Here is a 20,558-nt window from a genome sequence, read left to right as displayed (position 1 = left end):
CCACGCTAGGCCGGGAGAGCGCCGTACGGCTTCTCCGATCCTGACCGCCCGGCCCGTCCGGAGGGCCTACGTCGAGTTCCGCTTCACCAGCTCCGTCGGCAGGATCACCGCCGCCGGGTCCTCGCCGCCGATCTGCGCCAGCAGCACCCGTACCATCTCCGTGCTGATGCGGTCCCACGGCTGGCGGATCGTGGTGAGCTCCGGGCTCGCGGCGACGGCCGCGGGGGAGTCGTCGAAACCGCCGACCGCGACGTCCTCGGGCACCCGGCGCCCCGCCCGGTGCAGCGCGGTGAGCACGCCCTGCGCCATCAGGTCGGACGCGACGAACACCGCGTCCACGTCCGGGGCCCGCGCCAGCAGCCGCTCGGCGCCCGCCTCACCGCTGGCCCGGCTGTAGTCGCCGGAGACGACGAGCCGCTCGTCGGCCTCGACGCCCGCCTCGGCGAGCACCTCCCGGTAACCGGCCAGGCGCTCCACACCGCCCGGGGTGTCCAGCGGACCGGTCACCACGCCGATCCGGCGCCGGCCCAGCGCCAGCAGGTGCCGCACCATGTCCCGGGCGCCGTCCCGGTCGTCGGCGGCCACGTAACTCACCTTCGAACCCAGCCCGATCGGCTTGCCGCACGCGACCAGCGGCACCCCCGCCGCCCGCAGCTCCTCCGCCACCGGGTCACCGGAGTGGCTGGACACCAGCAGCACCCCGTCGACATGTCCGGCGGTGATGTACCGCGTGATGCGCCGCCGTTCGTCGTCCGTGCCGGCCAGCATCAGCAGCAGCGGGACGTCGTGCGCGGCCAGCGCCTGTGTGCAACCACGCAGCAGCACATTGAAGTTGGGGTCCTCGAAGAACCGCTCCTGGGGCTCCGTGAGCAGGAAGCCCACGGAATCCGACCGCCCGGTGATCAGCGAGCGGGCGTGCCGGTTGACGACGTAACCCGTCTTGCGGATCGCGGAGTTCACCGCCTCCGCGGCGGTGGGGCTGACGTAGTGGCCGCCGTTGAGCACCCGCGAGACGGTGCCGCGCGAGACACCGGCCTCGCGCGCCACGTCGTGGATCGTCGGCGGCTTGCGCCTGCCCCCCGTGTTGCCCATGGTCATGACTTTACGGCCCCGGAGAGCAGATCCAGACTCCAGAACCGCTGGACGACCAGGAACAGCGCGACCAGCGGGAACACCGCGAGGAACGCGCCCGTGATCACCAGGGTGTACAGCGCCGGGGTGTTGGCGCCCTGTTCGAGCAGGGTGTGCAGACCGAGGGTGATCGGGAACTTCTCGTCGTCGCTGAGCATGATGTACGGCAGCAGGAAGTTGTTCCAGATCGCCACGAACTGGAACAGGAAGACCGTCACCAGTCCGGGCACCATCATCGGCAGCGCGACCCGGGAGAAGATCCGCCACTCGCCCGCGCCATCCATCCGCCCGGCCTCCACCACGTCCGCCGGCACCGCGGCCGCGGCGTAGATCCGCGCGAGGTAGACGCCGTACGGGGAGAGGATCTGCGGCAGCAGCACCGACAGGTAGGAGTCCGTGAGGTCCGCCTTCGCCAGCAGCAGGTACTGCGGGATGGCGAGGATCACCGGCGGCATCAGCACGCCCGCGAGCAGTACGTTGAACAGCGTCTCGCGGCCCCGGAAGCGGTAGACCGCCAGCGCGTAGCCGCTGACCGCCGACACGCACGTCGACAGCAGCGCGCCCAGCACGGCGTACAGGGCGGAGTTGCCCATCCACTGCCAGTAGACGCCGTCGCGGTAGGCGCTGAGGTCGGAGAGGTTGTCGGCGAGGCCGGTGCCCGGCCAGAACGTGAAGGTGGAGAACAGTTCCGAGCCGGACTTGGTGGACGCGATGACCACCCAGGCGACCGGCAGCAGGCAGTACAGCGCGCCGAGCAGCAGCGTCACGGTCGGGACCAGCGCGGTCCGGCGGGGGCGCGCCGGGCCACGGACGGTGCCGGCCGTGGGCTCGGCCTTGTGCAGGGCGAGGGAGCTCATCGTGCGGCCTCCTGCTTGTTGCGCCGGTTCGCGGCCCGCAGGAACCCGAAGGACAGCACCAGGGTGGCGAGCGCGATGAGGGTCGCCTGGGCGGCGGCCGCGTGGATGTCGCCGTTGCCGAAGGCGTCCTGGTACACCTTCATCAGCGGACTCCAGGTGGTGGAGACGGAGTTGGTGAGCGGCTTGAGGACGGTCGGTTCGCTGAACACCTGGAGTGTCGCGATGATCGAGAAGAAGAAGGTCAGCACCAGCGAGGGCGCCACCATCGGGATCTTGATCCGCAGCGCGATCTGCAGCGGTGTGGCGCCGTCCAGCTTGGCCGCCTCGTACACCTCGGCGGGGATGGCCCGCAGCGCGGTGTAGATGACGATCATGTTGAAGCCGGTGCCGCCCCAGACCGCGATGTTCGACAGCGCCAGATACAGCGGCCCGCCGTCCAGCAGGTCCGGCTGCGGCAGGCCGAACCTGTCGAGCACGAAGTAGAACGGGCTCACGTCCGGCAGGTACAGGAAGCCCCACAGCAGGGCCGCCACCACCCCGGGAACGGCGTACGGCAGGAAGATCGCGAGCCGGGTGAAGGGGGCGAGCCGCACCTTCTCGGAGTCGAGCATCAGCGCGAACAGCAGCGCCAGGCCCAGCATGACCGGCACCACGATGCAGCCGTAACCGAGCACGCGCAGCGCGCCGTCCAGCAGCTCGCTGTCGGACAGGGCGCCGGTGTAGTTCTCCGGGCCGGCCCAGACCTCCTCGCGGGCACCGGCCCCCAGCCCGAGGCCGGACACCCGCACCTTGCGGAAGCTGAGCCAGACGGCGTAACCGATGGGCAGCGCGAAGAACAGGAGGAACAGGAGGACGGCGGGGGCGAGGAACGCGTACGGGGCCCCCTTGACCCCGTACGACGTCCGACGGGCCGGGGACTTCACTCCGCGACCCCGAAGCCCTGCTTCTTCAGGTCGGCGACCGTGTCCTGCTGCATGGTGTCCAGGGCGGCGGTGAAGTCCGACTTGTTCTTCGCGGCGGCGCCGAAGGCGTCCTTGAACGTCGTGTAGGCGACGTTGACGTTCGGCCCCCAGGCGGACGGCGCGGTGGTCTCCGCGATCGCGGCGGCCTTCTTGTAGAAGTCGGGCTGGTTGGCGAAGTACTCGGGCGGGCTCATGAAGGCGCCGCTGAGCTGGGCCGAGGTGGAGGCCGGGTAGATGCCGCCCTCCTTCGCCAGCGCGTTCAGCGCGTCGCCGTCGGTGTTCAGCCAGGTGGCGAACTTCGCGGCGGCCTCCTTGTTCTTCGAGTCGGTGGTGACACCGGTGGAGGAACCGCCCCAGCTGCCGGTGCGGCTCTCGTCGTCACCCCACTGGGGGAGCGGGGCCATCGCCCACTTGCCCTTGGTGTCGGGCGCGGCCGTGGTCAGCGTGCCCGGCGCCCACACCGCGCTCACCCACGCGATCTGCTTGCCGGTGTTGAGCGCCTTGTTCCAGGCCGGGGTGTACATCGGCTGGTTGTCGACGGCGCCCTCCTCGACCAGGCCGCCCCAGAACTCGGCGACCTTCTTCGTCGCCGCGTCGTTGATGCCGACCTTCCACTTGTCGCCGGAGGTGGTCCACCACCGGGCGCCGGCCTGCTGGGCGAGGCCCGCGAACAGGCCGGAGTCGTTGGCGGAGAAGGTGGTCAGGTCCTTGCCGGGGGCCGCCTTCTTCAGCGTGCGCGCGGTCTCGGCGAACTCCTCCCAGGTGGCCGGGACGGTGAGTCCGTACTCCTTGAACAGGTCCTCGCGGTAGTAGAACATCATCGGCCCGATGTCCTGCGGGACCGCGTAGACGGCGTCCGTGCCGAGCGTGGTCTGCTGCCAGACGCCCTCGGCGAACTTGCTCTTCGCGTCGCCCACGCCGTCCGCTATGTCGGCGAGCGCGTCATTGCTGACCAGCGTGGGCAGCGCCTGGTACTCCGCCTGCACCAGGTCGGGCGCCTTGCCGGCCTTGTGCGCGGTGAGGATCTTGGTGACCAGCGTGTCGCCGGACGCCTGCTTCTTCACCGTGACGGTGATCTGCTCCTTCTCGCCCGGCCCCTTGTTCCACAGGTCGACGACCTTGTCCATGCCGGGGGTCCAGGTCCAGTACGTCAGTGAGACCGGACCCGACTGTGCGCCGTCGTCGTCGGACGACGAGCCGCAGGCGGCGAGTGCGGTGGCGCCGAGCGCGACGGCGACGGCGGAACTCACGAGGCGACGGCGCTTCGTGTACGGCATGGAACTCTCCCCTGACCTGGGGTCCTCGCCTGCTGCGAGAACCTGCCATGCTTCTGTGAGCGTTCACAGTAGAGAAACATCCCGGACACTTGTCAATGGTTGTTGCTGTGCGGTTATGTTGGCCTCGCACCGCCGAAAATGTGTGTGCACGTTCCCAAAAGATCGACACATCGGGAGAGAATCCATGCCGGAGACCACCCCCAGGGGCCTCACCGGGCTCGCCTTCGGTGGGGACTACAACCCCGAGCAGTGGCCGGAAAGCGTCTGGGACGAGGACGTCCGGCTGATGCGCGAGGCCGGCGTCACCATGGTGAGCGTCGGGATCTTCTCCTGGGCCCTGCTGGAGCCATCGCCCGGCGTGTACGACTTCGGCTGGCTCGACCGCAACCTGGATCTGCTGCACGGAGCCGGCGTCCGCGTCGACCTCGGCACGCCCACCGTGGTGCCGCCCGCCTGGTTCTACCGCGCCCATCCCGACGCGCTGCCCGTCACCGAGGACGGCGTGCGCCTGGAGTTCGGCTCCCGCGGCGCCATCTGCCACAGCAACGCCGACTACCGCGCCGCCGCCGCGAACATCACCACCAAGCTCGCCGAGCGCTACGGAGACCACCCCGCGCTCGCCCTGTGGCACGTCCACAACGAGTACGGCGTCCCCGTCTCCGCCTGCTACTGCGACTCCTGCGCCGCCCACTTCCGCCGCTGGCTGGAGCGGGAGTACGGCACCGTCGACGCCGTCAACGAGGCCTGGGGGACCGCGTTCTGGGGCCAGCACTACACCGGCCTCGACGAGATCAACCCGCCGCGCCGGACCGCGACGGTCGGCAATCCGGCCCAGGCACTGGACTACCGGCGGTTCGCCGACGCCACCATGCGCGAGAACTTCACGGCCGAGCGGGACATCCTGCACCGCCTCTCACCCGGCGTCCCGGTCACCACCAACTTCATGACCGCCCTCAGCCAGTGCGACTCCGTCGACTACTGGGCCTGGGGCCGCGAGGTGGACCTCGTCACCAACGACCACTATCTGATCACCGACGGCCGCCGCACCCACGTCAACCTCGCCATGGCCGCCGACCTCACCCGCTCCGTCGCCGGCGGCGCCCCCTGGCTGCTGCTCGAGCACTCCACCTCGGGCGTCAACTGGCAGCCCCGCAACCCCGCCAAGGCCCCCGGCCAGATGGCCCGCAACTCCCTCGCCCACGTGGCCCGCGGCTCCGAGGGCGCGATGTTCTTCCAGTGGCGCCAGTCCCGGCGCGGCGCCGAGAAGTTCCACTCCGCGATGCTGCCGCACGGCGGCACCGGGACCCGCGTCTTCCGCGAGGTGACCGAACTCGGCGCGTCCGTCCGGTCGCTGGCGCCGGTCCGGGGCACCCGCACCGAGGCCGACGCCGCCGTGCTGTGGGACTGGCAGTCCTGGTGGGCGCAGAACCTCGACTGGCACCCCAGCGAGGACCACGACGCCCGCGAACGCGCCGACGCCTGGTACGAGGCCCTCTACGACCACCACCTCACCGTCGACTTCGCCCACCCCGAAGCCGACTTGTCGCCGTATCCCCTTGTCGTCGTACCGGCCCTGTACCTGATGACGGAGACGGCGGGGAACAACCTCAGGGAGTACGTCGAGAACGGCGGCACCCTCGTGGTGTCGTACTTCTCCGGCATCGTCGACGAGCACGACGCCGTGCACGAGGGCCCCTACCCGGGCGCCCTGCGCGACGTCCTCGGCCTGACCGTCGAGGAGTTCTCCCCCCTGCTCCGGGGCGAGCGGGTCCGTCTGACCGGCCCCGACGGCTCCGAGCTCGACGGCGACGTGTGGACGGAGTTCGTGGTGCCGCGGGGTGCCGAGACGGTGTGGACGTACGCCGACGGCCTGACCGGAGGGCGCCCGGCCGTCACCCGGCACCGCCTCGGCGAGGGCACCGCCTGGTACGTCTCCACCCGGCTCGGCGCCGAGGACCTCGCCACCCTGCTCGGCCGGGCCGTCGAGGACACCTCTATCGCCCCGCGCGCCGACCTGCCCCGCGACGTCGAAGTGGTGCGCCGCGCGGGCGAGTCGGGCACCTTCCTGTTCGCGATCAACCACACCGCCACCGACGCCAAGGTGCCGCTGGACACCCCCGGCACCGAGCTGCTGACCGGTGAACGCGCCGCGGGCCGCCTCGCGGTCCCGGCCGGAGCCGTCCGGGTCGTACGACTCGACGGCTGAGCCGCGACTCCCCTCCGCCCGCGTGAGCGCACCGGCCGCGGGCGGAGGGGGCCCGCACCCCTCTCCCGGGGTGCGGGGCACCCCTCTCCCCACGTCGAAGGGACGACGAACGCCCATGTTCCATCCCAGACGCACACTCCGCACCCTGCTGCCGCCGCTCGTGGCCGGGCTCGCCCTCACCACCCTGCCCGCCCAGACCGCGACGGCCGCGAGCACCCTCACCAACGGCGGCTTCGAGACCGGCGGTTCGGGCGCAGCCACCCCGGCCGGCTGGTCCGAGTACGGCGACACGGCCGCCTCGTACACCGAGTCCGGCGGCCGCGACGGCGGCCACCGCCTGTCCCACTGGTCCTCCTCGGCCTACAAGGTGGAGACCTACCAGTACCTGTCGGGCCTGGCCGGCGGCGACTACAGGCTCACCGCCTGGGTCCGCTCCGGCGGCGGGCAGAACGCGGCGTACCTCGCCCTGAAGAACTGCGGCGGCGCCGAGCAGCGCACCGATCTGCCGGTGTCCGACTCCGGCTGGATACGGATCGTCGTGCCGGTCCGGGTGACCGGCAACCAGTGCACCGTCAGCGTCAACAGCGACGCGAACGGCGGCAACTGGATCAACGTCGACGACCTGACCTTCACCCGCGGCACCTCGGGCCTGCCGGTCAAGGGCGCCGACATCTCCTCCCTGCCCAAGAGCGAGGCCAAGGGCGGGGTCTACCGGACCGCGTCCGGCACCGCAGGCGACCCGGTCGCGATCCTGAAGTCCGCCGGCATGAACTACGCCCGCCTGAAGGTCTGGGTGAACCCGGCCGACGGCTACAACGACAAGGCCCACGTCCTCGCCATGGCCAAGCGCGTCAAGGCGCAGGGCATGAAGCTGCTGGTCGACTTCCACTACTCGGACGCCTGGGCCGACCCGGGCAAGCAGAACAAGCCCGCCGCCTGGGCCGGACACGGCTACGGGCAGCTGAAGAAGGACGTCTACGACCACACGTACGACGTGCTGAACGCCCTCAAGGCGCAGGGCACCACCGCCGACATGGTGCAGGTGGGCAACGAGATCAACGGGGGCATGCTGTGGAGCGAGGGCTCCACCGACAACTGGTCCCAGCTCGCCGGACTGCTCAACTCCGGGTACGACGCGGTCAAGGCGGCCAGCCCGTCCACCGTCGCCGCGCTGCACCTCGCTGAAGGCGGTGACCTCGACGGCACCCGCTGGTGGTTCGACAACGCGGTCTCCCACGGCGTGAAGTTCGACGCCATCGGCCTGTCGTACTACGGCTACTGGCACGGCACGCTGCACGACTTCCAGACGACCCTGGACGACGCGGCCGGCCGCTACGGCAGGCCCGTCTTCGTCGCCGAGACGGCCTACCCGTTCCGGCTGGACAGCGAGGACGGCCTCGAGAACATCATCGACCTCGACGGCGAACTCGTCCCCGGCTACCCGGCGTCCACCGCCGGGCAGACCCGATGGATGAACGACGTGGCGAGCATCGTGGAGGCCGTCCCGAACGGCCGCGGCCTCGGCGTCTTCTACTGGGAGGCCACCTGGACCGCCCGCGGCGGCAACGGCTGGGACCCCGCCGACCCGTCCTCCGGCAACGGCTGGGAGAACCAGGCGCTGTTCGGCTACGACGACCGCGCGCTGCCCGCGATGGCCTGGTTCCGCCACCGGTGAGCCCGCCGGCCCCGCCCCGCCGGCCGGCGGGGCGGGGCCGAACGACCTTTTCGCACAGGCCCGTTGACTCCCGGACAAGGTGCCTCCAGCCCGGGACACGGAGCCCTGGCGCACGGCAGAGTGGAAGGGCTCCGGAGCGCGAGGCCCGGCGCGGAGGTGTGACGAGATGCTGAGGACCCCCGTCGACGGGACACGGCTGCGCATCCTGACGCTGCTGCGGGAACAGGAGGCGGCCGACGGCCTGACCGCGGAGGCCGTCGCCGCACGGCTCGGCCTGTCCCGCCCGGCCGCCCTCACCCACCTGCGGCTGCTCACGGCCCTCGGCCTGCTGCGCACCGGCCGCTGTGCCGGGCGTGTGCGCTACCGGCGCGACGAGGCGCGGATCGCCGAGGTGACGCGGCTGTTCGAGAAGGGCTGGTAGCGCCCACGGCCGCGACGTGACCCGTCGCGTTCCGGGGCGTTACGCTGATCCGGAGCGAGTGGGAGACGTACGACGGTGACAGCCCCGGAAACCGAGAGCCTTCGGGTCCACCCCGCCGTCCGCGCCCAGGCCCCCGTCGTCGCCGTGGTCGCGCTCGGCGGGGGAGCGGGCGCGGCGGCCCGGTACGCGGCGTCCCTGGGGTGGCCGACACCGCCGCACGGGTTCCCCTGGACGATCCTCTGGGTCAATGTCGCCGGCTGCGCCGTCATCGGCGTGTTCATGGTGATCATCACCGAGATCCGCACCGCCCACCCCCTCCTGCGCCCGTTCTTCGGCACCGGCGTCCTCGGCGGTTTCACCACCTTCTCGACGTACGCCGTCGACGTCCGTGACCTGTTCGACGGCGGCAGGCCGGGCACCGGACTCGTGTACCTCGCGGTGACCCCGCTCGCGGCGCTCGCCGCCGTGTGGACGGCCGCCTCGGCGACCCGCCGCGTCCTGATCAGGAGGCAGCCATGACACGGCTGACCGGCACCGTCCTCCGTCTGACCGTGTACGTCGGCGAGAACGACATGTGGCACCACCGGCCCCTCTCCTCGGAGATCGTCCACCGGGCCCGTGCGGCCGGGCTCGCGGGAGCCAGTGTCTTCCGCGGCGTCGAGGGCTTCGGTGCCTCCTCCGTCGTGCACACCTCCCGGCTGCTGTCCCTCAGCGAGGACCTGCCGGTGGCGGTCGTCGTGGTCGACACGGAGGAGCGCGTACGAGCCTTCCTGCCGGAACTCGACACGCTCGTCACCGGCGGACTGGTCCTCCTCGACCGCTGCGAGGCCGTCCGGCACGTGCGCCGTGAGGAGCCGCGGTGAACTGGCTGTACGTGGTGCTGGGCGCCATGGTCGGCGCTCCGCTGCGCTATCTCACCGACCGCGCGGTGCAGTCCCGGCACGACTCCGTGTTCCCCTGGGGAACCTTCACGGTCAACGTCACCGGCAGCCTGGTCCTCGGCCTGCTCACCGGCGCGGCGGCCGCGGGCGCGGCGGACTCCCGCCTCCAGCTGCTCCTCGGGACGGGCCTGTGCGGCGCCCTGACCACCTACTCCACCTTCTCCTACGAGACGCTCCGCCTGGCCGAGGGCGGCGCCCGCGGCTACGCCGCCGTGAACGTGGCGGCGAGCGTGGCCGCCGGCCTGGGCGCGGCCCTCACCGGCGCGGCCCTCGCCCACGCCGTGTGGGGTTAGCGCTTCCCGCGCAGCGGCTCCCCGACCTGCCTGAGGTGACGCAATGCCTCACGGTACGAGGCGAGCAGCCCCGTCCGGCGGTACGGGATGCCCAGCTCGGCGCAGTAGCGCTCGGTGATGACCTGGGCCCTGCCGAGGGCCGGCGTCGGCATGCTGGGGAACAGATGGTGCTCGATCTGGTGGTTCAGCCCGCCCATGAAGGCGTCGACGAACACACCGCCGTCGACATTGCGGGAGGTGAGGACCTGGCGGCGCAGAAAGTCCGGCTCGGTGCCCTCCTCGATCATCGGCATGCCCTTGTGGTTGGGGGCGAACACGGATCCGAGGTAGATCCCGAACAGACCCTGGTGCACGGCGATGAACGCGAGCGCCTTGCCGGGGGAGAGGACCAGGAACAGCCCGCCGAAGTACACGGCGAAATGGGCGACGAGCAGGGTGCCCTCCAGCACCGGCCGTTTCATCGACGGACCGCGCAGGGCCTTGAAGCTGCTGAAACTCAGATTGAGGCCCTCAAGGGTCAGCAGCGGAAGGAAAAGGGCCGCCTGGTGCTTTCCGATGAATCGCGCGGGCCCCTTGGCCTGTTTCGCCTGACGCCGAGACCACACAATGATGTCGGGGGCGACATCCGGGTCCTTCTTCTCATGGTTGGGGTTCGCGTGATGGCGCGTGTGCTTGCTCATCCACCAGCCGTAGCTCATGCCCAGCAGCACATCGGCCACCAGCAGCCCGCCGATCTCACTGGGGCGACGGCGGGAGAACACCTGACGGTGGGCCAGGTCGTGCGCGGCCAGTCCGAGCTGCCCGAACACCACGGCCAGAGCGGCGGCGACGATCAGCTGGCTCCAACTGTCACCCAGGATGAGAAACGCGGTGACACCGCCCGCGAGCGCGAGTGCCACGGCTCCGAAGCGCACCGTGTAATACAGCGGGCGGCGCCGCAGAAGCCCCGCCTCGGCCATGCGCCGTGACAATTCGGAGAAGTCGCTCCCCTTTTCGCGTTCACGCGTGCCCGGGACATCACTGAGTATCGTGGGATTGGCCATGTGCTTGAGTATGTGAACGATTTCCCCGGCGCGGAATGATGTTGGCCCCCGGAGGGGAATGATGACGACCCCCTGACGGGGGTGTGGCTGTCCCCACCCCTGGCGCCGCCTTCGGCTTCGGCCCGTTGCGCGGCCCGCCGCCTCGTCCTCCGCTTGACAGTGCCCGCGCCGCCCCGGACCATCGGCCTCGTGAACCTGTCAGACAGCCAGACAGGTGGTGCGGGTCCGCGGCGCGTCAGCGCGATGGAAGCGGTGCTCTCCCACCTCCGCGGCGCCATCGAGCGCGGCGAGTACACGATCGGCGACAAGCTGCCCTCCGAGGCGGAGCTGTGCCGCACCCTCGAGGTCTCCCGGCCCGTGCTGCGCGAGGCGCTGCGGGCCCTGCAGACCATGGGCCTGACCGTGTCCAGGAGCGGCAAGGGCACCTTCGTCGTCGCCGACGCCGTCGAGGACCCCACCTTCGGCGACTACACGGCCGGCGACCTCCTCGAGGTGCGCCGGCACATCGAGATCCCGGTCGCCGGATACGCCGCCCGGCGCCGCACCCCGGAGAACCTGGACCGGCTGAGCCATCTGCTGGACCGGATGGAGCGGGAGACCGACACCACGACGTGGGTCGCCATGGACACCCTTTTCCACCTCACCGTGGCCGAGGCCGCCCAGAACCCGGTGTTCCGCCGGGTCATCGAGGAGATCCGGGACGCGCTGGCCCGCCAGTCCGCCTTCCTCAACGAACTCGGCGGCCGCCGCGAACAGTCCGACCGCGAGCACCGGGCGATCGTCGAGGCACTCACCGACAGTTCCGAACGCGACGCGGTCGACGCCATGACCCACCACCTCGACCGCGTCGAGACGACCCTCACCGACATCGTGCGCTCCGCGCGCACGCCGGCCCACGACTCCCACCAGGCAGTGTGATGTACAGCAGTCTCCCCGCGGACGCGCCCCCGATCCGCGAGCCCCTCCACGCCCCCGTCGCCCACCTGATACGCGGCGGGGTCGTCGAAGGCGTCCACTACGGCTCCGTCGTCGTCCTCGGCCCCGGCGGCGAGGTCGGCTTCCAGCTCGGCGACATCGAGGCCGCCTGCTATCCGCGCTCCGCGCTCAAGCCCGTCCAGGCGGTGGCGATGGTCCGCGCGGGGCTCCCGCTCGACGGCGCACTGCTGTCGCTCGCCGCGGCCAGCCACTCCGGTGAGGAACGCCACCTCGCCGGCACCCGGCGCATCCTCGAACTCGCCGGGCTGACGGAGGACGACCTCCGCAACGTCCCCGACCTGCCGTTCGACCCGGTCGTCCGGGACACCTGGGTGCGCGAGGGCCGCCCGCCGTCCCGGCTCGCGCAGAACTGCTCCGGCAAGCACGCCGCCATGCTCTGCACGGCCAAGCTGAACGGCTGGTCACTCGACGACTACCTCGACCCCGCCCACCCCCTCCAGCAGGCGATCGCCGAGACCGTCGAAGACCTCACCGGCCGGCGCGTGGCCGCGGTCACCGTCGACGGCTGCGGCGCGCCCTTGTTCGCGGTCTCCCTGCACGGTCTCGCCCGTGCCGCCGCGCGGATCACCACCGCCGCGTCCGGCACCCCTCAGGCGCGCGTCGCCGACGCGATGCGTGAGCACGTGGAGATGGCCTCCGGAGCGGGCCGGGACGTGGCCGCGCTGATGCGGGCGGTTCCCGGGCTGCTCGCCAAGGACGGATTCGAGGGCGTGCAGGTCGCCGCGCTGCCGGACGGGCGTGCGGTTGCCGTGAAGATCGCCGACGGGGCGGGGCGGGCGCGTGTTCCCGTGGCCGCGGCGGGGCTCGCTCGCGCGGGTGTGGATCCGTCGTTGCTCGCGGAGTTCGGGGGAGAGGCGCTGCTCGGCGGCGGGCGGCCGGTGGGGGAAGTGCGTCCGGTGCGGGCGTTGGAACGGGTGGGTGCGCCGTCCCGGGCGTGATGTGCGCAGTGCCCCGCGCCCCTTTCGGGGCGGTCGCGGTCCGGGTTCTGCCGCGGGCCGTCAGGGGGCCGTATGCGGGATGCGGCGGGGCCGCATGCCGCATACGGCCCCGCGCCCCTTTCGGGGCGCCGTCTTGCCGTCAGTTCGTCGGTACCGGGCCCCATCTGAGGCGTAGGTACAGTGACACGCTCGCGGCGCCCAGAAGGGCGGCCGCGGCGATGGGCCAGGTCAGCGGGTGGGCCGGGGTGTCGGTCCTCCTCGGTGCCGAAGCCGTGGCGGACTCCGCCTCCGGGCCGCGCGGCGGGGCGGGCCGCAGGGCGTCCAGGGAGCCCACCGGGTTCACTTGTCCGGCTGCCTCGAAGCCCCAGTCCAGCAGGGTGCGGGCCTCCTCGTACACCGCGTGGCCGTCGCCCGACCGGGGGTTCATGACCGTCACCACGAGGGTGTGGCCGTCCCGGCGCGCCGCGGCCACGAGGGTGTGACCGGCGTCGCCGGTGTAGCCGTTCTTGATGCCGATCAGTCCCCGGTAGGGTTCGACGCCGTCCGCGCCGGTGAGCAGCCGGTTGGTGTTCACGATCCCGTAGGAGCCGCCGTCGCGGGCCGGGAACCGTGCCTCGTGCCGGGCGCAGTACCGGGCGAACTCGCGGTTGTGCAGCCCGGCGCGGCCGAACACCGCCAGGTCGTAGGCCGACGACACCTGGCCGGGCGCGTCGTAGCCGTCGGGCGACGTGACCCGGGTGTCCCGGGCGCCCAGGGCGCGGGCCTTGGCCTGCATCCGCTCGGCCGCGGCCTGCCAGCCCCCGCTGAGCGCGGCCAGCACGCGCACGGCGTCGTTGCCGGAACTGAGGAAGACCCCGTTCCACAGGTCGGACACCCGGTACGTACGGTCCTCGGCGACTCCGACGAGGCTGCTGCCGGGGCCGATGCCCGCCAGTTCCTTCGCGCCGACCCGGTGCCGGATGCCGGCCGGCAGGGCCGGCAGCACGGTGAGCGCGAACAGTGTCTTGATGGTGCTGGCCGGCGGCAGCCGGCGGTGCGCGTCGTGCGCCGCCAGTACGTCGCCCGTGCGGGCGTCGGCCACCAGCCACGACAGGGCGGACGGATCCGGGACCTCGGGCGCCCCCGGGCGCGGGCGGACGTGCGTGCCGGGCCGGTACAGCAGCGCCGCGGCCGCCGCCCGCGGCCCGGGATCCACGCCGGCGATCGCCGCGGCGGGCCCCGCCGCCGGCAGGCCCGCCGCACAGAGCACACAGGCCGATACGGCAGCCCGCGAAGTAAATCCGATAGTCATACCGCAAACGTAGGAATGGACTCCCCGGAACACCGCGCTGCCCCGGCCGGGGGCCGCCCGCGAGCACCCGGATGCCACACGCCGACGCCGTGTCAGCCGCCCGGCAGGGTCGGCTGGACGCGACGCAGGAACGTCGCGTTGTCGGGGGTCTCACGCATCCGGCCCAGCAGTGTCTCCAGATCGGCCAGTCCGTCCCGCGAGCGCAGCGCGCGCCGCAGACCCCGTGCGGTGGTCAACTCGGCCGGAGGGAGCAGCAGTTCCTCGCGGCGAGTGCCCGATCCTGTGATGTCGACGGCGGGGAACAGCCGGCGCGCGGCGGCCTCGCGGCTCAACCGGAGCTCCATGTTGCCGGTGCTCTTGAGCTCCTCGAAATAGAACTCGTCGGCCCGGGAACCGGTCTCCACCAGGGCCGAGGCGAGAATCGTGAGCGAGCCGCCCTCCTCGGCCTGACGGGCGGCGCCGAAGAACCGCTTGGGCCCGAGCAGCGCGGAGGCGTCGACGCCGCCGCTGAGGGTGCGGCCACCGGACGCGGCCGCGTTGTTGTACGCCCGGCACAGCCGGGTCAGCGAGTCAAGAAGCACGACGACGTCTTCCCCGGCCTCGACGAGCCGCTTGGCCCGCTCGATCACCAGCTCGGCGAGCGCGATGTGCTCCTTGGCGGGCCGGTCGAAGGTCGAGGCGTACACCTTGCCGCGCACCGAGCGCCGCATGTCGGTGACCTCCTCGGGGCGTTCGTCGAGCAGCACCACCATCAGCCGGCACTCGGGGTGGTTTCCGGCGACGGCCGCCGCGAGCTGCTGGAGGAGGACGGTCTTGCCGGTCTTGGGCGGCGCCACCAGCAGCCCGCGCTGCCCCTTGCCGACCGGCGCGAGCAGATCGACGACCCGCCCGGCCGGTCCGGACGCCGGGTGCTCCAGGCGCAGCCGCCGGTGCGGGTGAAGCGGCGTCAGGTCATGGAAGTGCCGCCGGCCGCGCAGCGCGTCGGGTGTACGGCCGCCGACGCGGGCGACCTCGGTCAGGGCGCGCCGGTCGCCGCGCACGCCCTCCACGAGGTCGCCCTTGCGCAGGCCGTGGCGGCGCAGCAGCGCGGGGGAGACGGACGGGTCGGAGGGGGAGGGCAGGCAGTTCTCGGCGCGCAGATGCCCCTTCCCGGCCGCGTCGATGTCCAGGACACCGGTGACGAGCTGGGGCTGCTGCCGTACGGGAGGGTGGTCGAGTGTGGTGGTGGTCATGGGCCGGTCCTTTCGCGGACGACGGGCGGGAACATGCGAGGGGGAAGGGGAGAACCGCACGGGGAGGACGGACACGCGCCTCCGGACGGCGGAGAGCAGCACCTGGTCACGGCGGGAAGAGACCCTGCCGACGAGGTGGTGCGGGAAGGCCGTGCGCCGGTCGGTGACGACGGGCGGATCAGCGGACCGAAGAGAAAACGAACTGGCACCGACGCCCGAACAAGGGCGTACAACATGTGCTGCCTGCACTCTACCATTGGATGCGGTGGTGTGTAAGAGCGCTGTGTGCCCGGGTGCTCCTCTAGGCTGATCCGATGTTCAGCCCCGAAGGCCCCCGCCTGCGTGAACTCGCCGTTCAGGCACTGTCGTCCGTCGAGCGCGGATACGACCTCCTCGCGCCGAAGTTCGACCACACCCCCTTCCGTACGCCCGACTCGGTGCTCGACGCCACCGCCTCGGCACTGCGGCGGACCGGGCCCTTCGGCACCGGCCTCGATCTGTGCTGCGGCACCGGCGCGGGCGTGGAGGTGCTGAGCCAGGTGTGCCGGAAGAGCGTCACGGGCGTGGACTTCAGCACCGGCATGCTGTCCGTCGCGCGGGGGCGCACCCGGCCGCCGGGGCCGCCGGTCGGCTGGGTGCGGGCGGACGCGCGGGCGCTGCCGTTCGGGCCGGTGTTCGACCTCGTGGTCAGCTTCGGCGCGTTCGGGCACTTCCTGCCCCGTGAGGTGCCGGAGCTGTTCGCGCAGGTCCACTCGGTGCTGCGGCCGGGCGGACGCTTCGTCTTCCCCGTGGTCGCGCCGCCCCGGCCGGGCTCCCTCACCTACGGGATGCTGCTGGGGTTCGACGCCGTGATGCGGGTGCGCAACGCCGTGTGGCGCCCGCCGTTCGTCATGTACTACCGCACCTTCCGCTTCGGCGACATGCGGCGCGAACTGACCCGTGCCGGCTTCCGGGTGGAGTTCCAGGCCCTGCCCGAGTTCGGGCGACGCCGGGACGGCAGCCCGAAGGTCCGGCTGGCCGTCGCCGTGCGGACCTAGCGGGCGGCCGGCACCGTGAACTCGTAGACCAGGGCGTCCTCCTGGGCGTCCATGACGAGCTCGGTGATCTCCAGCGGGCGGGCGTACTGGTCGTGCACCCGCCGGGTGACCCGGACCGACGGCGTTCCCGCGACCGGCGTGATGGTGTCGCGGTGATGCAGGGTCAGGCCCGCCCGGCGCATCCAGTCGTAGGCCCGCCGCAGCTCCGCCGCGCCGGTGCCGTCGGCCCGGTCGCGGTAGCGGCCCAGCTCCTCGACCTCCGCGAGCGCCACGGCGGAAAACGATGTCACCGCCGTCCGCAGTTCCCGCCCGTCGGCCGACGCGGACCAGTAGCGGTGCACCAGCGTCGGCCGGGCCGGGGCCACTCCCAGTACCTCGGCGTGCCCGGGCGGCGGAGCCTCCCAGGTGACGGTGGCCCTGGCCGCCGCGTCCCGGCCGGCGCACCGTGCGCCGAGCGGGAAGCCGGACGCGGCCGGTGTCTCCACCGGCGGGCCGGGCAGCGTGGCATGGCTGCCCCGCCGGTCGGTGGCGAGCAGTCCGTCACGGCGCAGCACCTGCAGCGCCTGCCGTACGGTCTCCCTGCTGACCTCGAAGTGCTCGGCCAGCCGCCGCTCGCCGGGGAGGCGTTCGCCGGGCGGAATGTTCCCGACGCGCAGTTCGCCGAGCAACTCCGTCGCGATCCTCCGGTAGAGGGGCTCCCCCTCGGTGGGTGAGTGGTCGTGCGGGGTGGTGCGGGCCATGCCGCGCCTCCTGTTGGTGACGGTCCGTAGCCGTGCGGGCTCGTTGCGCCACCACATCTAGCATTGGTCTACACCACCAGGGAAGGGCGGTCCGGCAGTTCGGCCGGAACCGTGCGGTCCCTCAGCCGCGCGAGCGCATCCAGCGCAGCTTGGCCGCCTCCTGGAAGGCGCCGCCGCCCTCGTGGTCGTTGAAGTCGTACACCTCGATCGCCTTGTCGTCGTGCGCCCAGGCGTTGAAGGCCCCGAACACCGTCGAGGGCGGGCAGGTCTGGTCCTCCAGGGCCGCCGAGAACAGGGCGGGCGCACTGCCGCGGGCGGCGAAGTGCACGCCGTCGAAGTAGGACAGCGTGCGCAGGGCGTCCTCGAAACGGCCGCGGTGCGTCTTGAGGTAGAGGCCGATCTCCCGGTACGGCTGCCGGTCGGTGAGCGTCGTCGCGCGGGGGAAGTCGCAGAGGAACGGCACGTCCGGCGCGACGCCGGCCAGGTCCGGGACCAGCCCGCCCACCGCTATGGCGATGCCCCCGCCCTGACTGGCGCCCACGGCGACCGTACGGTTCGCGTCGGTCAGCGGGTGCGACCGCGCCGCCTCCACCGCCCGTACGGCGTCCGTGAACACCCGGCGGTAGTAGTAGTTCTCGGGCGCGTCGATGCCGCGCGTCATGAAACCGGGGTATGCCGGAGCGCCGCCCACCGGGTCCGCCGTACCGCCGCCGGCACCCCAGGCGCTGCCCTGGCCCCGGGTGTCCATCACGAAGTGGGCCCGGCCCGTGGACGCCCACAGCAGGTGCTCGTGCGGCAGTCCGCGGCCACCGCCGTAGCCGATGAACTCCACCACCAGCGGCAGCGGGGCGTCGGCGTCGGCGGGCAGCGTCAGCCAGCCCTTGACGGGGTGACCGCCGAACCCGGCGAACGTCACGTCGAAGACCCGCACCGTGGACAGTTCCGTGTCGACCGGCTGGAAACGGGCGTCCAGGTCGTACGCGCGTGCCTCCTCGAGCGTCTTGGACCAGAACGCGTCGAAGTCCTCGGGCGCGGTGGACGCGCTGCGGTACGCGCGCAGCTCGTCGAGGGGGAGGTCGAACAGGGCCATCAGGGACCGCCTTCGTGAAGAGACAGTGCGAAGCGATGACACCGTACGTGGATCACCGGCGCCATTGCCAGAGGCTCCGGGAAAAGCGCCAGGTAGCAGGCATGGAAAGCGATTGCTGTCGAGAGTCTCCGAGGGAGCCGGCCGACAGGATGGGGCCGCCGGCTCAGACGCCGCGGTGCGTCCGCTCCGGTCCGGTACGGGCCCAGGCCCGTTCCCACTCCGCCAGCCTGCGGCGCATCGTCGCCCCGCGCACCGCCCGGTGCGCGAGCAGCACCACGGCCGCGGTGCCCCCGCGGCGCCGGCCCCGATGCCGATGCCGTACTGCCACACCGAGGCGTCGTCGACCGGGGGCGGCGCATCGCGCCCACGGGAGTCGAACCACACGTGCACCACATCGCCGGGGCGCGCGTTCGCCGGGACGCGGGCGACGGCGGTGCGCGGGCCCTCACCCGGCTCCGTCCAGCGCACGTCCGCGCGGAACACGTGCCGACCGCCGGTCCGGGCCGCGTGCCGCGCCTGCGTGGACCGCTCCACCACCTCGGCGCGCACGCGGTGGCGATCGGCGTGCTGCTCCTCGGCGCCCCCCTCGCCTCACCGTGCGCCCACCGTGCGGTGACCATCCCACCAGCGGTGCCGCCACACACAGCAGCACGGCGACGGCCGGCACCGTTCACTCCTCGACGACGTCCGAGCGTCGGCACAGCGGACTGCGCCGACGCCGGCACAGCATCCGCGCTCGCATGTCGGACCCCCCTGCCGTCACCGCGGCCGGGGCATGGACGGGGCCGTACGCGATGGCGTCCCCCGGCGTCCCTCCGCGGCGCGCGGCACCCACGGCACAGCCCCGGCCGGGCACCCGGCCGGGGCCGTGCGAAACGGCGGGTGTCCCGGCGGGGACGTCCCGGTCAGCCGAAGCGCTCGATACGGATGCGCTCCACGGGCTGGCCGGCCGCCACGAGCAGCCTGGAGGCGTGCTCAGCAAAGGAGTTGGAGCCGCACACATAGGCCTCCCACCCACTGGGAGGCTGCTTGGCCAGGAACGGCGCCACATGTGCGGCCGTCATACGTCCCACGGGCACACCTTCGGGGGCACTGCGCGTGAACACCCGAGTCGTCTCCGCGTGGAGCTCCCGCGCGTAGATCAGCTCCTCGGGGCTGCGGGCCGACACCAGCAGGCGCAACGGCAGTCTCATGTCCCGGGTCCGGTGGTACCGCACCATCGACATCAGCGGGACCACGCCGGAGCCGGCGCCCACCAGCAGTGCGGGTCGGTCGCCCGGCCAGGCGAAGAAGCCGCTGAGCGGGCCGCGCACCTCGATCCGGTCACCGGGGCGGGCCACGGTGTGGAACCAGCCCGAGACCTCGCCGCCCTCGACTCGGTCCAGGGTCAGCTCGATGTGCCCGGAGCCGTCCGGCGCCGACGCGATCGAGTAGTGGCGCTGGGCCACATAGCCGTCCTTGGCGGTCAGCCGCAGCAGCAGGTGCTGACCGGGCACATGCCCCGGCCAGCCGGGCACGGCGAACCGGAAGGTCTTCACCCGCGGGGTCTCGCGGCGGATCTCCGTCAGGGTCGCCGTCCGCCACACGGACGCGGTCTGCTCGCTCACGCCGATCCGCCCGGGCACCGCGAACCGCGTCGGCGGAGCGAAGCGCTCCGGCGCGGCCGGCGACGTCCGCGCCATCTGTGTCACCCGTGTCATCGGTGTCGTCCGCTCAGTCACCGGCGTACCTCTGCTCCTCCCAGGGATTGCCGCGCGCGTGGTAGCCGTTGCCCTCCCAGAAACCCGGCTCGTCGTGGTCGAGGAGTTGTAGCCCCGCGATCCACTTGGCGCTCTTCCAGAAGTACAGATGCGGCACGATCAGCCGCGCCGGGCCGCCGTGCTCGGGAGGCAGCGGCCGGCCGTCGTACTCCCAGGCGATCCAGGCCCGGCCGCCGGTCACATCCGCGAGCGGCAGGCTGGTGGTGTAGCCGGTGTGCGCATACGCGACCACATGTGTGGCCGACCCATGGGGTCGGACCATATGGAGAAACGCGTCCAGCGAGACGCCCCCGAACCGCACCCCGAACTTCGACCAGCTCGTCACACAGTGGATGGCCCCCTCGTACGCCGAGGCCGGCAGCGCGTGCGCCTGCTCCCAGTCCCAGGTGCGGGGCTCCGCCACCAGTCCGTCGATCCGGAAGGTCCAGTCGGCGGGCGCGAGGTCGGGAGTCACCTCGGCGGACAGGACGGGCCATTCGTCGCCCGCGTCGTACTGCCCCGGCGGCAGTCCGGGGTTGTGCACGCGAGGGCGGCCGGTGAAGCCTCGGGTGATGTTCACGTGATCGGCGATTCCGTTGCGACTGGTGCTCAAGTGTTTCCGTGTTCAACCGTACGTGGTGTCCGCGACCGATGCGGCGCCAGGCCGGTGGAGGCCCCCCGGCCCGGAC

20 protein-coding genes and 1 pseudogene are annotated in these 20,558 nt (G+C 72.2%); 9 read left to right on the top strand and 12 right to left on the bottom strand.

Annotation, left to right across the window (positions count from 1 at the left end):
• Window positions 1–66 precede the first annotated feature (66 nt).
• The 4 genes from ACFXAE_RS27320 to ACFXAE_RS27305 are packed head-to-tail and all read right to left on the bottom strand — an operon-like array spanning window position 67 to window position 4,227.
• A complete protein-coding gene (locus ACFXAE_RS27320) occupies window positions 67–1,098 on the bottom strand; it encodes a LacI family DNA-binding transcriptional regulator (protein WP_384719477.1) in 1,032 nt (343 codons plus the stop codon).
• Complete coding sequence (locus tag ACFXAE_RS27315; RefSeq protein WP_384719475.1) at window positions 1,095–1,988, bottom strand: carbohydrate ABC transporter permease; 894 nt, start codon at window positions 1,986–1,988, stop codon at window positions 1,095–1,097. The genes ACFXAE_RS27320 and ACFXAE_RS27315 overlap by 4 nt, the downstream gene beginning before the upstream one ends.
• Window positions 1,985–2,911, bottom strand: coding sequence for a carbohydrate ABC transporter permease (locus ACFXAE_RS27310; protein ID WP_384719473.1), 927 nt, complete (start codon window positions 2,909–2,911; stop codon window positions 1,985–1,987). The genes ACFXAE_RS27315 and ACFXAE_RS27310 overlap by 4 nt, the downstream gene beginning before the upstream one ends.
• A complete protein-coding gene (locus ACFXAE_RS27305) occupies window positions 2,908–4,227 on the bottom strand; it encodes an ABC transporter substrate-binding protein (RefSeq protein ID WP_384719471.1) in 1,320 nt (439 codons plus the stop codon). Before ACFXAE_RS27305 ends, ACFXAE_RS27310 begins: the two co-directional genes overlap by 4 nt.
• A 184-nt stretch (window positions 4,228–4,411) precedes the next feature.
• On the opposite strand from ACFXAE_RS27305, the gene ACFXAE_RS27300 reads away from it, so the two are divergent.
• The 6 genes from ACFXAE_RS27300 (at window position 4,412) to crcB (ACFXAE_RS27275) (ending at window position 9,763) form a co-directional block, all read left to right on the top strand.
• Complete coding sequence (locus ACFXAE_RS27300; protein ID WP_384719469.1) at window positions 4,412–6,433, top strand: beta-galactosidase; 2,022 nt, start codon at window positions 4,412–4,414, stop codon at window positions 6,431–6,433.
• A 115-nt stretch (window positions 6,434–6,548) separates the two neighbouring features.
• Window positions 6,549–8,108: an arabinogalactan endo-beta-1,4-galactanase gene (locus ACFXAE_RS27295; protein WP_384719467.1), complete on the top strand. Its 1,560-nt coding sequence runs from the start codon at window positions 6,549–6,551 to the stop codon at window positions 8,106–8,108.
• 166 nt (window positions 8,109–8,274) lie between these two features.
• A complete protein-coding gene (locus ACFXAE_RS27290) occupies window positions 8,275–8,529 on the top strand; it encodes a helix-turn-helix domain-containing protein (RefSeq protein WP_384719465.1) in 255 nt (84 codons plus the stop codon).
• A gap of 75 nt (window positions 8,530–8,604) precedes the next feature.
• Complete coding sequence (gene crcB / locus ACFXAE_RS27285; protein ID WP_384719463.1) at window positions 8,605–9,048, top strand: fluoride efflux transporter CrcB; 444 nt, start codon at window positions 8,605–8,607, stop codon at window positions 9,046–9,048.
• On the top strand, window positions 9,045–9,392 hold the full coding sequence (locus ACFXAE_RS27280) for a DUF190 domain-containing protein (RefSeq protein ID WP_384719461.1): 348 nt from the start codon (window positions 9,045–9,047) through the stop codon (window positions 9,390–9,392). The genes crcB (ACFXAE_RS27285) and ACFXAE_RS27280 overlap by 4 nt, the downstream gene beginning before the upstream one ends.
• Window positions 9,389–9,763, top strand: coding sequence for a fluoride efflux transporter CrcB (crcB, locus tag ACFXAE_RS27275; RefSeq protein ID WP_384719459.1), 375 nt, complete (start codon window positions 9,389–9,391; stop codon window positions 9,761–9,763). The genes ACFXAE_RS27280 and crcB (ACFXAE_RS27275) overlap by 4 nt, the downstream gene beginning before the upstream one ends.
• Here crcB (ACFXAE_RS27275) and ACFXAE_RS27270 read toward each other — a convergent pair.
• Window positions 9,760–10,806 (bottom strand): fatty acid desaturase family protein, encoded by a 1,047-nt coding sequence (locus ACFXAE_RS27270; RefSeq protein ID WP_384719457.1) that lies wholly within the window; start codon window positions 10,804–10,806, stop codon window positions 9,760–9,762. The two genes, crcB (ACFXAE_RS27275) and ACFXAE_RS27270, sit on opposite strands and share 4 nt — an antisense overlap.
• Before the next feature lie 243 nt (window positions 10,807–11,049).
• Here ACFXAE_RS27270 and ACFXAE_RS27265 point away from each other — a divergent pair, with 243 nt between their 5' ends.
• The gene (locus ACFXAE_RS27265) at window positions 11,050–11,724 is read left to right on the top strand and encodes a FadR/GntR family transcriptional regulator (protein WP_384719542.1); all 675 of its coding nucleotides are present in this window, start codon (window positions 11,050–11,052) and stop codon (window positions 11,722–11,724) included.
• Window positions 11,724–12,740 (top strand): asparaginase, encoded by a 1,017-nt coding sequence (locus tag ACFXAE_RS27260; protein WP_384719455.1) that lies wholly within the window; start codon window positions 11,724–11,726, stop codon window positions 12,738–12,740. Before ACFXAE_RS27265 ends, ACFXAE_RS27260 begins: the two co-directional genes overlap by 1 nt.
• 139 nt (window positions 12,741–12,879) lie before the next feature.
• On the opposite strand, the gene ACFXAE_RS27255 is transcribed toward ACFXAE_RS27260, so the two are convergent.
• Window positions 12,880–14,031 (bottom strand): D-alanyl-D-alanine carboxypeptidase family protein, encoded by a 1,152-nt coding sequence (locus ACFXAE_RS27255; protein ID WP_384719453.1) that lies wholly within the window; start codon window positions 14,029–14,031, stop codon window positions 12,880–12,882.
• 92 nt (window positions 14,032–14,123) lie between these two features.
• Entirely contained in the window at window positions 14,124–15,263 is a 1,140-nt protein-coding gene (rho, locus tag ACFXAE_RS27250) for a transcription termination factor Rho (protein ID WP_384719451.1), read from the bottom strand.
• 314 nt (window positions 15,264–15,577) lie between these two features.
• Between rho and ACFXAE_RS27245 the strand changes: the two genes are divergently transcribed.
• Entirely contained in the window at window positions 15,578–16,300 is a 723-nt protein-coding gene (locus ACFXAE_RS27245; RefSeq protein ID WP_384719449.1) for a class I SAM-dependent methyltransferase, read from the top strand.
• Here ACFXAE_RS27245 and ACFXAE_RS27240 read toward each other — a convergent pair.
• The 5 genes and pseudogenes from ACFXAE_RS27240 to ACFXAE_RS27220 all read right to left on the bottom strand — a co-directional run bounded on the left by ACFXAE_RS27240 (window position 16,297) and on the right by ACFXAE_RS27220 (window position 20,449).
• Complete coding sequence (locus ACFXAE_RS27240) at window positions 16,297–17,040, bottom strand: GntR family transcriptional regulator (protein WP_384719447.1); 744 nt, start codon at window positions 17,038–17,040, stop codon at window positions 16,297–16,299. The two genes, ACFXAE_RS27245 and ACFXAE_RS27240, sit on opposite strands and share 4 nt — an antisense overlap.
• Before the next feature lie 121 nt (window positions 17,041–17,161).
• Window positions 17,162–18,130 carry an acetylxylan esterase gene (locus ACFXAE_RS27235; protein ID WP_384719445.1) on the bottom strand — a complete coding sequence of 323 codons (969 nt, stop codon included), beginning with the start codon at window positions 18,128–18,130 and terminating at the stop codon, window positions 17,162–17,164.
• Between the two features lie 163 nt (window positions 18,131–18,293).
• Window positions 18,294–18,872 (bottom strand): annotated as a pseudogene (locus ACFXAE_RS27230) (hypothetical protein).
• A 163-nt stretch (window positions 18,873–19,035) separates the two neighbouring features.
• Window positions 19,036–19,812, bottom strand: a complete 777-nt coding sequence (locus ACFXAE_RS27225; protein ID WP_384719443.1) for a ferredoxin reductase — start codon at window positions 19,810–19,812, stop codon at window positions 19,036–19,038.
• 31 nt (window positions 19,813–19,843) lie between these two features.
• Window positions 19,844–20,449 carry a sulfite oxidase-like oxidoreductase gene (locus ACFXAE_RS27220; protein WP_384719441.1) on the bottom strand — a complete coding sequence of 202 codons (606 nt, stop codon included), beginning with the start codon at window positions 20,447–20,449 and terminating at the stop codon, window positions 19,844–19,846.
• Window positions 20,450–20,558: the final 109 nt, after the last annotated feature.

Origin of the sequence: Streptomyces sp. NPDC059454 (assembly GCF_042749965.1) — a bacterium.
Lineage (GTDB): Bacteria > Actinomycetota > Actinomycetes > Streptomycetales > Streptomycetaceae > Streptomyces.
This window is presented reverse-complemented; position numbering and strand designations above follow the sequence as displayed.